The organism is Albibacterium sp. (assembly GCF_035514885.1).
In the GTDB taxonomy this organism is placed as follows: Bacteria; Bacteroidota; Bacteroidia; order Sphingobacteriales; family Sphingobacteriaceae; genus Albibacterium.
The window spans coordinates 16,702-32,405 of sequence record NZ_DATJCH010000014.1 but is presented as its reverse complement, the minus strand read 5'-3'; the positions used below and the strand labels follow the sequence as shown (position 1 = coordinate 32,405).

Genomic DNA, 15,704 nt, shown 5'->3' with positions numbered 1-15,704 from the left:
ACCTGCTCCACAGGAATATGTTGCCGTGGACGACAGCTTCGGGGAAAGCGGAAAACCGGCTGACCTGATGACCAAATACGGCCTGACTGCTGACGATATCGTTAAAGCTGTACAGAAAGTAATAAAACGTAAATAATATTAGAGAGGATAAGTGCAGTCAACGTACTTATCCTTATTCATATGGATGATGCACTGATTCTAGAGAAATTTGCGGACAGTCGAACACGCGATGAGGCCTTTGAAATACTTTTAACAAAGTATCAGCAAAAGGTCTATTGGCATGTCCGTCGTTTTGTGTTAGATCATGAAGACGCAAACGATCTGGTTCAGGATATTTTCATCAAAGTCTGGAAAAATCTAGATACATTCAGAGCTGATGCACAACTCTATACTTGGATCTATCGAATAGCAACCAATGAAAGCATCACCTTCCTCAATCGCAGGAAACAAAAATTAAACATTTCTTTAGATGATGAAAACTCAAGCTATTTAGCTGAGTCTTTGGCAGACACACCTTACTTCAATGGCAATCAGGCACAATTGAAATTACAAAAAGCTTTGCTTACATTACCAGATAAACAAAGGCTCGTATTCAATATGAAATACTTTGATGATCTGAAGTACGATGAGATGTCAGATATTTTAGGCACGAGCGTTGGAGCTTTAAAAGCGTCCTATCATATTGCTGTTAAAAAAATAGAACGTTTTTTATTAGAAGCCGATTAAACCTTTTCGATATTAAAGCATCAAAGCATCATAATATGAAGAAAATAGGTCAAAATGGAAATGAAAAGAATGAGTTTGGATTAAATCCAAACCTCAAGAGGAATCCTTTTTCCGTTCCTACAGACTACTTTCAAACCTCAAAGAAAGATATTCTTCAGAATATAAAATTGCTTAACACAGCTGAATCAACCTTTTCTACACCTTCTGACTATCAATCTCAGTTAACTCAGGATATTTTAACACGAGTTAGTGAAGAAAAACTAAAATCACTTGTGCATGAAGATGGCTTCTCTGTACCCGAAGGCTTTTTCAATGATCTCAACAAACAAATCATAGCACAAACAACTAAGCAATCGCAGGTTGTTCCTATAAAAAGATCTAAAAATTCCTGGTTATCTTATGGTGTTGCAGCATGCTTGGCATTAGCAGTATCTATATTTGCGATCTCATATCAAACTCAACCAAGCGAAGAAACTGTTGAAGCAGATGTGACTAATTTGACTAGCGAATTTCACAGCATTGATGTTCTTCCTACAGAAACGATTATTAATTATTTAGCATTCTATCCAGAATCGGGAGATTTATTAATTTTAAGTGATCATTTAGCAGAAGAATCCGATATTTATTCAGATTCTTTTTCGGCAGACGAAATAGAGTTGTATCTTAAGAATAGTATATAGAATTATAGACAATGAGACAGTTATATATTACATTTTGTTTTATAGTATTCTCGTGCTTTCCAATTCTAGCACAAGATAATAAAGCACAGTTTGAAAGAATTGAAGCTGCAAAGGTAGCTTTCATCTCAAATCGATTAGATCTATCCCCTCAAGAAGCTCAAAAATTCTTTCCTATATACAATCAATATCAGCAGGAAATTATTGATATAATCCGAAAGAAACGTTCTGAAGATCAGAGAAATCAACGCCCTCTTCGTCCGGGCTCCATGAATTCATTGGATTTTGACGCAGACATCTTGGCCTGCAAGAAGAAATACCTTGAAAAATTTAAAAGCGTAGTCTCTTCAACTAAAGCCGAAAGCTTTTTTGATGCAGAACTTGATTTCAGAAATCAGCTCTTCAAAGAGCTCCAAAACAGAAGCAGAAGACAATAATCATTTCATGCTTAGTAACCGACAACTATTTTTATTAAATACCGCCCAGACATCCAATAACCCACGCTTAACTGAAATTGCTTCAGCTGAGGGTATATATTTATATGGACCATCCGGCGAAAAATACATGGATCTGGTATCCGGCTTTGCAGTAAATAACATTGGCCATAGAAGCCAACGGGTTATTGATGCCATAAAGGAGCAACTCGATAAACACATGCATGTTACTGTGTTTGGTGAGTTTGTACAATCTCCACAGGTTAAACTTGCTGAGAAGCTAGTTTCACTACTTCCTAAAACATTAAATTCTGTTTATTTTGTAAACTCCGGTGCGGAAGCAACTGAAGGAGCAATGAAAATTGCTAAACGATTTACCGGACGTTCAGAAATAATAGCAGCAAAAAAAGCCTACCACGGTAGTACACAAGGTGCACTTAGTCTCATTGGAAACGATGAATATCGCAGCGCCTACGGACCTTTACTTCCCAATATATCCTTTATTGGCTTTAACGAAGAAGCTGATATCTCTAAAATAACGGCTAAAACAGCTGCCGTTATTTTAGAAACCATACAGGGGGAAGCAGGAATCTGTGTACCAAATATAGAATGGCTTCAGCGTATTCGGAAACGATGCGATGAAACCGGAGCACTCTTAATCCTCGATGAAATACAAACCGGTTTGGGAAGAACCGGTAAACTTTTCGCTTTTGAACATTTTGGAGTCACTCCAGATATACTCCTATTAGCTAAAGCCTTGGGCGGAGGTATGCCAATCGGTGCATTTATCGCCGATAAAAAGATTATGGATGTTATCTCTCATAATCCAATATTGGGTCACATAACAACTTTTGGAGGGCATCCGGTATGTTGCGCAGCAGCATTAGCAACAATCCAAGTAATCCATGACGATAATTTAGTAGCTCCAATAACCACCAAAGCCGCTTTATTTAAAAAACACCTTCAACATCCGGCTATCAAAGAGATTCGAGGAATGGGATTTATGATGGCTATCCAACTCGACAGCTTCTATCAAGTAGAAAATATTAGTAAATATTGTGCAGATCATGGTGTAATGATTGATTGGTTCTTACATTGTGAAACAGCACTTAGGCTAGCTCCTCCTCTCATCATCAGTGAAGATGAAATCATAGCAGCTTGTGAAATTATTCTGGAGGGTATCAATAAATACGCAGCCTAAATAATAATTATTAATCACCTAAGCTGCATATAGTCCGATGGGTGTCAATTTTCCTCTCTAAATCCTCTATCGCATTTTGTTTTGGTACTTTTGTTACTTCTAACGAAAGATTATAAAATAAAATGAATAAAAAGAGCTTATCAAACACCCCACTGTCTGTATTAGACTTAGCTATGGTAGTACAGGGGAAAACTGCAAGTGACACCTATTCTACCAGCCTTGACTTGGCCCAACATACAGAAGAATGGGGCTACAAGAGATATTGGCTTGCCGAACATCATAACATGCCTGGCATTGCTAGTTCTGCAACGTCCATTTTAATAGCACATATCGCATCCGGCACTAAGTCCATCAGAGTTGGTTCAGGAGGTATCATGCTTCCCAATCACGCACCTTTAATTATAGCCGAACAATTCGGAACACTGGCAACCTTGTTTCCGAATCGAATCGACCTTGGCCTCGGCCGTGCACCGGGTACCGATCAGCTCACAGCTATGGCTCTTCGTCGCGATCAACGAGCTGCCATGGAGTTTCCCAAAAACGTTCAGGAGTTACAAACATACTTATCAGCGGGCAATAGCAATGCCCGTGTCCGTGCATTTCCGGGAGAGGGTTTAGATATACCAATATGGATATTAGGATCAAGTACCGACAGTGCCCATTTAGCTGCAGCTTATGGTCTGCCTTATGCTTTCGCAAGTCATTTTGCTCCTGCCCAGTTACATGCAGCATTGGCTATCTATCACCAAAACTTCAGACCTTCCGCATTCCTTAAAGAACCTCATACAATGGCTTGCGTCAATGTAATAGCTGCAGATACGGATGAAAAAGCAGAACGCTTGGCCACCTCATTCAAAAGGCTTTTCCTAGGAATTATTACCGGAAACAGGGAGTTATTACAGCCACCCGTTAACCCGGACGAAAACTTCATGGATCCAATGGAAGAAGCAGCATTGCAACAAATGATCGCTTATTCTTTTATTGGCGGACCAGAAAAAGTAAAAACAGAGCTACAACAGTTTTTGGATAAAACCCAAGTAGACGAACTGATGATAACATCTCCTATCTATGACCATCAAGACAGGCTGGATTCTTATAAAATAGCAAGTATTTTAACTAAATAAATAACTTTGAGCACCTATTTTATAAATCATTTATTATATTCGTGACATAAACACTGGAACAAAATGCAACGTAGAAAATTTATAAAGAATGTAGCTGGTACAGCTGTACTTGGTGGGTTACTAGGTACTTCCATTCCATCAGTATTAGCTTCCACACAAAAACAAGACAAAATGATAGTTCACTATGTACTCTTTTGGTTACGAGAAGACCTCTCACCACAAGAAATTAAAGACTTTACAGGTTTCTTTGAAGAATTAAAAAAGATACCTAACATCCACACATTACAATACGGAGCACCGGCACAAACTAACGCCAGAGGTGTAGTAGATAATAGCTTCTCTTATAATTTGCTAGTTCAGTTCAAGACCATGCATGACATTGAAGTTTATGAAACACACCCTATCCACTTGGCAGCTATAGAAAAATATAGTAAAAACTGGACTAAAGTTGTGGTACACGACTCTGTTCTGTAAACAGAAGTTCACTCACTGCGCCTATTTCAAAAACAGGAGTTTCAATTTCTCTTGAAGCTATTACAACTTTTACATTAGTTGCCTGTTCTTGAAATAGACGTTGCGCCATTAATGCATTATTGTTATTTTTAGATAGATGAGAAAGTAGTAAATGACTCATCTGAGGTGATCTATGCACCTTAAAAAGATCTAGGGCTTGCTCATTTGATAAGTGCCCCATCCCTCCTCTAATACGATTCTTTAAAAAGTAAGGATAAGTACCGCTATCCAAAAGCTCATCATCGTAATTGCTTTCCAGAAACGCGGCATGACATTGTTTAAAATGACTGATAACATTTTCACAAACACCTCCGATATCTGTGAAAATACCCACATTAATATCATTATAAGAAACCATAAAGCTGTGTGGCTCAATGGCATCATGAAATTTAGGGAAAGTCGATACCGTTAAATTCCCGATTTGAAAGGTCTGAAAACCAGCAAAGCTTTTCACCAAATGCTCCGCTATCGAAAGCCTGCTATTAAGTAAAGTCTTGTTGGTTATGTAAATGGGTAATTGATACTTCCTTGCAAGATTGGCTATCCCACGTATATGATCTGAATGCTCATGACTTACAAAGATTGCCTTCACAACCTCCATCGATAGTCCTGACCGAGCCATTCTCTTTTCAGTTTCCCGACAAGATAAACCTGCATCTACAAGAACAGCTTCCCTGTCATTGCCAATATAATAACAGTTTCCATTACTTCCGGAATTTAGGGATGATATAAATAACGACATGCAACAAAGTTAATAACTAATTTTACTCAGAAAAGGATTCATTTTAATTCAACTAAAGTAAATTAATAATACATTTGCAGCTTAACATTAAATTAACATAGAAACATTACTAATGAAGAAACGGATTATCCTGCTATCTGTATTCCTGTGTAGTATTATAACAGCTTCGGCTCAAAATAAAATAGGCATATTACCTAAAATAAGTACTAAATTTAAGATTAGTGATGCTTGGAAAGGGAGCGCCAAAATAGATGCAAAACAAATATTCTTTCAGAATCCCTATGATGATGGTGAATCAGAAATTCAATTTGAAAGAATAGATTTGGAGTCTGTTTTTAGTCGGGCCCAAGGCCCTCTATCAGGTTTCGGAATAGGTTATGCAATACGATATAACGGAGACAATTTCAGTCACCGTTTCATTCAGCAATACTCCTTATCAAAAAAATTAACCGACCTTGAAATCTCTCATCGTATTAGAATTGATGAAACTATAGAACAGGATAAGGCAACGAAATACCGTTTACGCTATCGAATTGGATTAACGCAGGCACTCGACGAGTCAGACAAGTTTTTCTTCGCATTTAACAACGAATACCTTGGCTCCTTACAAGATAAAAAAGGAGATCTTGAAATTCGTGCGGTTGCTGCCTTAGGATATAATATATCCGAGAAAGATCAATTCGAAATAGGAGTAGATTACCGTGCCGAAAAACTAGTTACAAAAACAGAACATGAGCTATGGCTAGCTATCGGCTGGGCACACAATTTCTAAAACGAAACCCTGTCTCCTACATTCAAACCCTGAGATTTTGCAAATGCACCGCATAGATGAAATAACAAGCGGGCACCAACATTTCCATCCCAATCATTATCTCCCGGAGACACCTCAACCAAGTCAAAGCCAATAATCTCCCTATCGCTATTGGCCAGAGCCGATAATAAAAAAGTTGCCTGCTCAAAAGAAAGTCCGCCGGGAACAGGGGTTCCTGTATTCGGACAATACCATTGGTATAAACTATCTATATCAAAACTAACACTAACCTTCGCCGGCAAACATGATATAATCTCATCGCACTGTTCTGCCCAGGTTTTACCCTTAAAGCCTGCTGCTTTCAGATCCAAATCCGTGAAAACCTTAATACGATCTCCGGCTTCCTTGGCAACAGCCACTTCTTGTTCACAAAAATCACGCAAACCTACCTGAACAATTCTGGAAACCTGCGGTAGTTGAGAAGCATTATACATGATAGAAGCATGCGAATATGTAAAACCTTCGTAAGCTTTACGCAAATCCATATGAGCATCGAAATGAAGGATACCAAACTCAGTATGCGACTCACCCAAAGCTTGATAGTATCCTAGGGGAACACTGTGGTCTCCACCTAAAAGAGCAACCTTCTTTCCCTTTTTTGTCCAATAGATTACTTGCTCCTTTACCTCCCTATTCAAATCCTCACAGGCCAAATTGATATCTTTCAAATTTTGTTGCAAGGCCGGATGATCAGCTAAATCTCCTCCATCCTCAAGGACCTGAATAATAGCTTGTGCCTTTTCTTTCAGTACCTCACTATTCTCTTGCCAATAAGCGGGTGCATCTACAATGTAAATACCCAGCTTCCAAAGATCAGGATATTCCTGATGAAACAAATCTACCTGAAAAGAAGCATCCAATATAGCTTGCGGTCCGGCAGAAGCACCGGCACCGTAACTAACCGTTACTTCCCAGGGAACCGGAATAATAATGATTTCGCTTTCTTCAGCAGTAAATGGTAATCCAAAAATTGAAGCATCAGCTAAACCCGGCTGATTGGGATCAAATTCAGCTATCTTTTGCTGTTTTGTCATATCTGTACACGTATTTTTAAAGGTACCTATTACCAATAAACAGAGTACAAAGCTACAATAATTCCAATAACCAATAAGGCTCCTGCAGTAAATTTAGGATCAGGTTTAAACATGCTCGAATCTATCTCAAGACCATTCGTTTTCAATCCACGATTGGTTTCATAAATGCTGATAATAGCCATACCAATAACGCAAATCACAAACACAAAGCCCATTCTGTCAATAAATGGAATTTCAAACACTCCATCTACAGGAACTGCAAATCCAAATTGATAAAGGAATTCAAGATCAACGAAATTAGGCAATACCTTAAAGATAACAGACAGTATGAAACCTCCTATGGTTGCAAACAAAGCCGCGTTGGATGTAGTTTTTTTCCAAAAGAAACCCAATACGAACATGGCAAATATACCCGGCGATACGAAGCCTGTATATTCCTGGATATATTGAAACCCACCCTTTTCTATACCTAGGAATGGAGAAATTACTACTGCTAACAATAATGAAACAACAATCACGATCTTACCCACATTTACCAGGCTCTTCTCGCTCACATCTTTCTTAAATGCTTTTTTATAAATATCCAATGCGAAAATAGTAGCAATACTGTTTGCCTTACCTGCTAAAGATGCAACCACCGCAGCGGTTAGAGCTGCAAAAGATAAACCTTTAAGTCCCGTAGGCAATAAGTTCAACAGAACCGGATAGGCTCTATCAGCCATCAGTTTACCATCAACAAACATTTCTCCGCTAAATACATTTTCCTTATACAATAAGTAAGCAGCAATACCTGGAACAACCACGATAAGCGGCATAAAAAGTTTCAAAACAGCAGCGAATAATAAACCGGCACGTGCTGTTTTAAGATCTGCACCCAAAGCACGCTGTGTAATATACTGATTACAACCCCAATAGCTTAAATTCACAATCCACATACCACCAATAAGAACAGAAAGCCCCGGAAGATCAATATAATTCGGATTATCCTTCGTAAAAATCATATGGAAATGCTCATTAGCCTGGCTTGTTAAAAGATTGAATCCTTTTAATACACCAGTTTCACCATAATGAGAAGCAACCAATTCTAAAGCCAGGTATGTAGTTGCCAAACCTCCCAGAATCAGGAAGAATACTTGAATAACATCTGTATAACCAATTACCTTCATCCCTCCCAGCGTAATGATGATCGCAAAAATAGCCAGACCAATCATACAAACCGTAAAGTCAATACCAGAAATACTGCTTACTGCCAGTGCTCCTAAGAAAAGGATAGAAGAAAGGTTTACAACAATATATAATAACAGCCAGAAGATTGCCATAATCATAGCCACCGTTTCGTTATAGCGCTGGCCTAAAAACTGCGGCATCGTAAAGATCTTATTCTTTAAATAAACAGGAATAAAGAATACGGCAACAATAATTAGCGTAAAGGCTGCCATCCATTCATAGGTAGCAATAGCAAGACCCATTTGAAAGCCCGACCCGCTCATTCCTATAAATTGCTCAGCAGAAATATTAGAAGCAATGAGTGAAGCACCAATAGCCCACCATGTTAAAGAACCCTCTGCAAGGAAATAATCCTTGGAATCAGCAACTTTCGATTTTTTCTTCTGATAGATCCAAAATCCATAAAGCGCAACAAACAAAAAGTATACAAGAAATACTAAGTAATCTTCTAAAGCTAGAGAATTCATAAAGTGAAAATTTGATTAATACAGGTTTATCGTAAATGAATGGATAAATGTAAAACAAATTGTTAAAAAAGCGAGAATCTCTACATATTATTTCTTGTCGTTCCCTTTTTTATCACCTGGCCTCGAGATCGACTCACGCATATCTGTATCCGCCTGAATATTTTGAATTTTATAATAATCCATAATTCCCAAGTTTCCGCTGCGGAATGCTTCTGCCATTGCCAAAGGCAATTGTGCTTCAGCTTCAATTACTTTTGCCCGAGCTTCTTGTGCTTTAGAACGCATCTCCTGTTCGGATGCCACAGCCATAGCACGTCTTTCTTCTGCACGCGCATTCGCTACTTTTAAATCTGCCTCGGCTTGATCTGTCTGAAGCTTGGCACCAATATTTTCACCGATATCAATATCTGCAATATCAATCGAAAGAATTTCAAATGCAGTACCACTATCCAATCCCTTTTCTAATACCGTACGGGAAATACGATCAGGATTTTCCAATACTAATTTATGTGTTTCCGAAGAACCAATTGTAGTTACAATACCTTCTCCTACCCTTGCTAAGATCGTTTCTTCACCGGCTCCACCAACTAACTGGTTGATATTTGCCCGAACCGTAACTCTTGCTTTTGCAATTAACTGAATACCATCTTTAGCAACAGCAGCCACTGGTGGCGTGTTTATTACACGCGGATTTACAGATATCTGAACTGCATCAAATACATCCCTACCTGCCAAATCAATTGCAGTAGCTGATTTAAAGGTTAACGGAATATTTGCTTTATCCGCAGAAATCAAAGCTTTAATTACCCGACTAACATTTCCTCCTGCTAAATAATGAGTTTCTATCTCATTGGAGGTAATATTCAAGCCTGCCTTGGTTGAGATGATCATGGAATTTACAACCAATGATGGTGAAACCTTCCTCAAACGCATCAGCAGTAAATTTAATAAACTAACTCGCACACCCGAAAGTTGGGCTGTAAACCAAAGGTTTACCGGTAAGAAGTAAAAGAATATAAAGAGTGCGATTACCGCGCCTACCACAATTGCAATTAAAGAAGGATCCATTTCGATCATCAGATTAGATTAAGTATTTTTGTTTTAATTTCTTAAAGATAATCTCATATGCCCAAACTTCCTAATTTAATTACATTAAAGCAGACTTGAACGCAGCATCTCCAAACCTCGTTTAACATACCAGGAAACTCTCACAACATTTAGTGTGCATTATCTACGTTAAAAAGACATAAAAAGCTAAGACATAACACATAGATAGCGCATGAACTTCACTAATATCTATAACATGGTATTTAGAAAGGTCGAATCAGGTATATTGATTTCTTTAAATTTATACCTCTTTATCAAGTAGTAGATTTTCAAAGTCTGTCTTCTCCTCTACATGCTGAATGTAGGCGGCTGCAGTGATATCACCGGTAACATTCAAAACTGTACGCGACATATCCAAGATTCGGTCTACACCATAAATAAGTCCGATTGCCTCTCCGGGCACTCCGATTGAAACCAGGATTGTAACAATAACTGGTAAGGAACCACCCGGCACGCCTGCCGTTCCTATTCCTGCTAAGATAGAAAGAAAAACAACCGTAATTTGCGACAGCAAGCTCAACTCGACATTAAAGCACTGTGCTAGAAATAACACGGTAATACCTTCAAATAAGGCAGTTCCATTTTGGTTTGCGGTACTTCCAATAGTTAAAACGAAGTTGGCAATCGGTTTAGGAATCTTAAGTTTATTAATACTCACGGAAATCGCTGTAGGTAAAGTCGCATTACTGGAACTGGTAGAAAAAGCTGTTAGAATTACTTCCGTTGATTTTCTAAAGAACTCTATCGGGTTGCGATTGGCAAAGAATTTCAGGATAATAGAATAGGTTACAAATTGATGTATGGCAAGGCCTCCCAATACAATAAGAACATACTTAAGTAAGACAATGAGGAAAGATGCGCCTACATTAACCGTTAAATTAAACAAAAGAGCGGCTACACCATAAGGTGCCAGCTGCATAGCATAACCAATGATTTTTATCACTACTTCGTACATGCCTTCCAGAAAGGATTTCAAGGTAGCTGTCTTCTCTTCTCCTGCCGAGGCCATCCCTATTCCAAAGATTAGTGCAAAAAACATAACCGCCAACAACCCTCCACCTGTATAGCTTGGATCAAAAGCACCAACCATATCTGCCAAAGGATTTTTAGGAACAATATTGGTCAGGATATCTCCTACTGTACGTTCTTGTGCTATGGCTGCATTTACGCTTGCTGCTTCCGAATTCTCATGAAACTTTTCCGTTAGATAGTCGCGTGTTTCCGGAGTGAGGCTATGTCCGGGTTGAAAAGTATTGACAAGTGCTACCCCTATAAAAACTGAAATACCGCTTACAACAAGGCTGTATAATAATAAGCGTACACCAATCTTCCCTACCCGCTTTAAATCTCCCATTTCAGTGATACCAAGTACCAAAGCAGAAAACACCAACGGAATAACAGTCATAAACACCATACGGAGAAATATTTGTCCGACAGGCTCTACCCATTTAATAATGGTGTTTAATGTTTCAGGCTCAAATCCTATTTGTTTTACAATTAATCCGGCTAGAACTCCAATACACATTCCTAATAAAATACGTGTGTGTAAGGCTATCTTTTTTACTTTGCTCATAGATGTTATAAATTAGGATACTAGCTAAGAAAATTATGGGTTACGATTGCTAAAGTAATATAATTATCTTTTTATTAAAGAATCGGCATTAAACTAAGCCCCTTATCGTTCGCAAACAGCATCATTTACAGCGCTTAAACTCCTTAAAAAACAGGAAGAAAAAATCTTTTGCATAATATGTTTGAAATTCGACTATAAACCTTATTTTTGCAGTCCGAAATTAGGTCTGAAAAGAGACCTTTATCGTTAACTATTTAATTAAAAAAATAGCTTTTTATGCCCAACATTGGAAAAATAGCACAGATCATTGGTCCCGTAGTAGACGTTAGCTTTGCTAATGGAGCCAACCTTCCTAAGATTTATGACGCTTTAGAGATAGAAAGAGAAGACGGACACCGTATTATTTTAGAAGTTCAACAACATTTAGGTGAAGAAAGGGTTCGTACTATTGCGATGGATTCAACCGAAGGCTTGTTCCGCGGAATGGCTGTTAGAGACACCGAATCTCCTATTACAATGCCTACCGGCGATGCAATAAAAGGTCGTGTTTTTAATGTTGTTGGAGATCCGATTGACGGGATTGCTAAAATTGACAAAACAGACGGTCGTTCTATCCACAACACTCCGCCAAAGTTTGAAGATCTATCAACTGAATCTGATGTGTTATTTACAGGTATCAAAGTTATCGACTTATTAGAACCTTATGCAAAAGGTGGTAAGATTGGTTTATTTGGTGGTGCCGGTGTTGGTAAAACAGTTTTAATTCAAGAATTAATTAATAATATCGCTAAAGCTTATTCAGGTCTTTCGGTTTTCGCCGGAGTTGGAGAGCGTACCCGTGAAGGAAATGATTTAATCCGTGAGATGCTTGAATCAGGCATTATCAATTACGGAGATAAATTCATGGAAGGCATGGAAAAAGGCGAATGGAATTTAGATTCAATTGATCAGGAAGCATTAAAGGACTCAAAAGTAACGTTTGTTTTCGGACAGATGAATGAGCCTCCTGGTGCACGTGCGCGTGTTGCTTTATCTGGGCTAACGATTGCTGAATATTTCCGTGATGGTGATGGCAGCGAAGGTGCAGGTAGAGATATCCTTTTCTTTATTGACAATATATTCCGCTTTACTCAGGCAGGTTCTGAGGTTTCGGCTCTATTGGGTCGTATGCCTTCAGCAGTAGGTTACCAACCTACTCTTGCAACCGAAATGGGTATGATGCAGGAACGTATTACATCTACTAAACGTGGATCAATCACATCTGTACAAGCTGTTTATGTACCTGCGGATGATTTAACTGACCCTGCACCAGCTACTACATTTGCTCACTTAGATGCAACTACTGTATTATCTCGTAAAATTGCCGAGTTAGGTATCTATCCTGCGGTAGATCCATTGGATTCTACTTCAAGAATATTAAGTGCTGCTATCTTAGGTGACGAACATTATAATACGGCTCAACGTGTAAAAGAAATTTTACAACGCTACAAAGAGCTTCAGGATATTATTGCGATTTTAGGTATGGACGAACTTTCTGAAGAAGATAGATTAATCGTTTCTCGTGCTCGTCGTGTACAACGTTTCCTTTCACAACCTTTCCACGTTGCTGAGCAATTCACCGGTTTAAAAGGCGTATTGGTTGACATCAAAGAAACCATCAAAGGATTTAACATGATTATGGATGGCGAAGTAGATCAATATCCAGAAGCCGCCTTTAACCTTGTTGGAGGGATTGAAGAAGCAATTGAAAAAGGCAAGAAATTATTAGCTGAAGCAGGATAAAATAAAATAGCATGACTTTAAACATTCTTACCCCTGACAAATTAGTATATGAAGGAACAGTAACTGCTGTAACAGTTCCTGGGGTCAGCGGGTCTTTTCAGATTCTTAAAGATCACGCTCCTATTATCTCAACTTTAGCAGATGGAGATATCATTATTAAGGTAAATAATCAAGAAGAAACCATCGGAATTAAGGGTGGAGTTGTGGAAGTTTTAGACAATAAAATCATCGTTTTAGCTGAAGCAATTATCTCTTAATAAAGCATAAAATTTAGAAAGCCTGCAAAATCAAATTTTGCAGGCTTTTTTTGTGTTTTTTTGCTTCATTTCTGAAAAATACGCAGAAAACACTCGAATAAATCTATGCAAGCATATTATTGAACCAAATACCGATTTCGTTTATGGTATTAAATTCTAGTTAGCCATTCAATATTTAAGCCTTTAAAAATATTAAATATTGCATTTGCCATTTTTGACGAAATTTAATTCTTAATTTATTTATTTGAGGATTTGCTTGATGAATCTAAACTAAGGGTGTAAATTGAAATCGGAAAAATACATAACAGCTATTATAAAAATAAACATGTCTGAATTAAACAAATACAGTAAAACATTAACACAAGATCCTACGCAACCAGCTGCGCAGGCCATGCTTTATGGAGTTGGCTTCACCCCTGAAGATATGAATAAAGCACAGGTAGGTATAGCCAGCATGGGTTATGATGGTAACACCTGTAATATGCACTTGAACGGCCTGGCTGCACTTGTTAAAAAATCAGTTTGGGAAGAAGATATGGTGGGCTTGGTGTTTAATACCATCGGTGTTAGTGATGGTATGTCGAACGGTACACCGGGTATGCGCTATTCATTAGCAAGCCGTGATATTATTGCCGATTCTATTGAAACGGTTATGGGCTGTCAATATTACGACGGGCTTATTACTGTTCCGGGTTGTGATAAAAATATGCCGGGTTCTATCATTGCAATGGCCCGCTTAAATCGTCCTTCTATTATGCTCTACGGTGGTAGTATTCATCCGGGAAAATATAAAGGAGTAGATTTAAACATTGTTTCCGCTTTCGAAGCTTTAGGCCAGAAAATAGCCGGAACTTTAAATGAAGAAGATTTTCAAGGCATTATCCGCCATGCTTGTCCGAGTGCCGGTGCTTGTGGTGGTATGTATACTGCAAACACTATGTCATCTGCTATTGAAGCATTAGGCATGAGCCTTCCTTATAGTTCTTCCAATCCGGCATTAAGTCCGGAAAAGGAGCAGGAATGTGCAGATGCAGGAAAAGCTATCAAAAACCTGCTTGAAAAGAACATTCTACCTTCTGATATCATGACAGCCGATGCATTTCACAATGCCATTGTAACTTTAATGGTTTTAGGAGGTTCAACAAATGCCGTATTGCATTTTATTGCAATGGGAAGAGCTATTGGCGTTGATATTACGCCAGACACTTTCCAAAAGATAAGTGATGTTACACCTGTAATTGCAGATTTAAAGCCAAGCGGGAAATACTTGATGGAAGATCTTCATAATATCGGGGGTGTACCTGCTGTAATGAAATACCTATTAAAGAAGGGAATGATACACGGTCATTGTTTAACTGTTACCGGAAAAACAATTGCTGAAAATTTAGCAGATGCCAAAGATCTGGATTTTGAAGAACAAGATATCATCCTACCGATTGAGAGACCTATTAAAGCAACCGGCCATCTTCAAATTTTATATGGAAATATTGCAGAGAGAGGGTCTGTAGCAAAGATCAGTGGTAAAGAAGGTGAGCGCTTTGAAGGACCGGCGCGTGTATTTGAAGGCGAGTATGAATTGATTGACGGAATTCAATCAGGCAAAGTACATGAAGGTGATGTAGTAATTATCCGTCACGTAGGACCCAAAGGAGCTCCTGGAATGCCTGAAATGCTAAAACCTACTTCTGCTATTTTCGGTGCGGGGCTGGGTGCTTCAGTTGCGATGGTTACCGATGGTCGTTTTTCTGGTGGAACACATGGTTTCGTAGTAGGACACGTTACTCCAGAGGCCTGGGAGGGTGGAAACATCGCATTAATTAAAGAAAACGATATTATCCGGATTGATGCAGTTACAAATGAAATCAACGTTTTAATAAGTGACGAAGAACTACTTGAACGTAAAAGGAACTGGAAACAACCTCCCGTCCCTGTCACTAAAGGCGCTCTTTACAAATATCACAAGAGTGTGCAAGACGCAAGCAAAGGCTGCGTTACGGATGAATAGACAGATTAATTTGATTAAGGCATA

General features: G+C 38.6%; 15 protein-coding genes and 1 pseudogene. 11 read left to right on the top strand and 5 right to left on the bottom strand.

Annotated features, from left to right (window positions below; translation table 11 throughout):
* The 7 genes and pseudogenes from VL047_RS08395 to VL047_RS08365 form a co-directional block, all read left to right on the top strand.
* Window positions 1-136 (top strand): annotated as a pseudogene (locus VL047_RS08395) (transketolase family protein); the annotation flags it as partial.
* A 44-nt stretch (window positions 137-180) separates the two neighbouring features.
* Window positions 181-726 carry an RNA polymerase sigma factor gene (locus tag VL047_RS08390; protein WP_325359675.1) on the top strand — a complete coding sequence of 182 codons (546 nt, stop codon included), beginning with the start codon at window positions 181-183 and terminating at the stop codon, window positions 724-726.
* A 35-nt stretch (window positions 727-761) separates the two neighbouring features.
* The gene (locus tag VL047_RS08385; RefSeq protein ID WP_325359674.1) at window positions 762-1,406 is read left to right on the top strand and encodes a hypothetical protein; all 645 of its coding nucleotides are present in this window, start codon (window positions 762-764) and stop codon (window positions 1,404-1,406) included.
* Window positions 1,407-1,417: 11 nt separating this feature from the next.
* Complete coding sequence (locus tag VL047_RS08380) at window positions 1,418-1,840, top strand: hypothetical protein (RefSeq protein WP_325359673.1); 423 nt, start codon at window positions 1,418-1,420, stop codon at window positions 1,838-1,840.
* A gap of 7 nt (window positions 1,841-1,847) precedes the next feature.
* Entirely contained in the window at window positions 1,848-3,038 is a 1,191-nt protein-coding gene (locus tag VL047_RS08375) for an aspartate aminotransferase family protein (RefSeq protein ID WP_325359677.1), read from the top strand.
* Window positions 3,039-3,160: 122 nt separating this feature from the next.
* Window positions 3,161-4,162 carry an LLM class flavin-dependent oxidoreductase gene (locus tag VL047_RS08370; RefSeq protein ID WP_325359672.1) on the top strand — a complete coding sequence of 334 codons (1,002 nt, stop codon included), beginning with the start codon at window positions 3,161-3,163 and terminating at the stop codon, window positions 4,160-4,162.
* 63 nt (window positions 4,163-4,225) lie between these two features.
* Window positions 4,226-4,636, top strand: coding sequence for a Dabb family protein (locus tag VL047_RS08365; RefSeq protein WP_325359671.1), 411 nt, complete (start codon window positions 4,226-4,228; stop codon window positions 4,634-4,636).
* Here VL047_RS08365 and VL047_RS08360 read toward each other — a convergent pair.
* On the bottom strand, window positions 4,605-5,417 hold the full coding sequence (locus VL047_RS08360; RefSeq protein WP_325359670.1) for an MBL fold metallo-hydrolase: 813 nt from the start codon (window positions 5,415-5,417) through the stop codon (window positions 4,605-4,607). The two genes, VL047_RS08365 and VL047_RS08360, sit on opposite strands and share 32 nt — an antisense overlap.
* Before the next feature lie 112 nt (window positions 5,418-5,529).
* Here VL047_RS08360 and VL047_RS08355 point away from each other — a divergent pair, with 112 nt between their 5' ends.
* Window positions 5,530-6,189 (top strand): DUF2490 domain-containing protein, encoded by a 660-nt coding sequence (locus tag VL047_RS08355; RefSeq protein WP_325359669.1) that lies wholly within the window; start codon window positions 5,530-5,532, stop codon window positions 6,187-6,189.
* On the opposite strand, the gene VL047_RS08350 is transcribed toward VL047_RS08355, so the two are convergent.
* The 4 genes from VL047_RS08350 to VL047_RS08335 all read right to left on the bottom strand — a co-directional run bounded on the left by VL047_RS08350 (window position 6,186) and on the right by VL047_RS08335 (window position 11,636).
* Entirely contained in the window at window positions 6,186-7,262 is a 1,077-nt protein-coding gene (locus tag VL047_RS08350; protein WP_325359668.1) for an agmatinase family protein, read from the bottom strand. The genes VL047_RS08355 and VL047_RS08350 overlap by 4 nt on opposite strands.
* A 29-nt stretch (window positions 7,263-7,291) precedes the next feature.
* Window positions 7,292-8,956 (bottom strand): sodium/sugar symporter, encoded by a 1,665-nt coding sequence (locus tag VL047_RS08345; protein WP_325359667.1) that lies wholly within the window; start codon window positions 8,954-8,956, stop codon window positions 7,292-7,294.
* Between the two features lie 87 nt (window positions 8,957-9,043).
* Complete coding sequence (floA, locus tag VL047_RS08340; RefSeq protein WP_325359676.1) at window positions 9,044-10,024, bottom strand: flotillin-like protein FloA; 981 nt, start codon at window positions 10,022-10,024, stop codon at window positions 9,044-9,046.
* 280 nt (window positions 10,025-10,304) lie between these two features.
* The gene (locus tag VL047_RS08335) at window positions 10,305-11,636 is read right to left on the bottom strand and encodes a dicarboxylate/amino acid:cation symporter (protein ID WP_325359666.1); all 1,332 of its coding nucleotides are present in this window, start codon (window positions 11,634-11,636) and stop codon (window positions 10,305-10,307) included.
* Window positions 11,637-11,912: 276 nt separating this feature from the next.
* On the opposite strand from VL047_RS08335, the gene atpD reads away from it, so the two are divergent.
* The 3 genes from atpD (at window position 11,913) to ilvD (ending at window position 15,680) form a co-directional block, all read left to right on the top strand.
* Entirely contained in the window at window positions 11,913-13,418 is a 1,506-nt protein-coding gene (gene atpD / locus VL047_RS08330) for a F0F1 ATP synthase subunit beta (RefSeq protein ID WP_325359665.1), read from the top strand.
* An 11-nt stretch (window positions 13,419-13,429) separates the two neighbouring features.
* Window positions 13,430-13,675 carry an ATP synthase F1 subunit epsilon gene (gene atpC, locus VL047_RS08325; RefSeq protein ID WP_325359664.1) on the top strand — a complete coding sequence of 82 codons (246 nt, stop codon included), beginning with the start codon at window positions 13,430-13,432 and terminating at the stop codon, window positions 13,673-13,675.
* A 325-nt stretch (window positions 13,676-14,000) separates the two neighbouring features.
* Complete coding sequence (gene ilvD / locus VL047_RS08320) at window positions 14,001-15,680, top strand: dihydroxy-acid dehydratase (protein WP_325359663.1); 1,680 nt, start codon at window positions 14,001-14,003, stop codon at window positions 15,678-15,680.
* Window positions 15,681-15,704 lie beyond the last annotated feature (24 nt).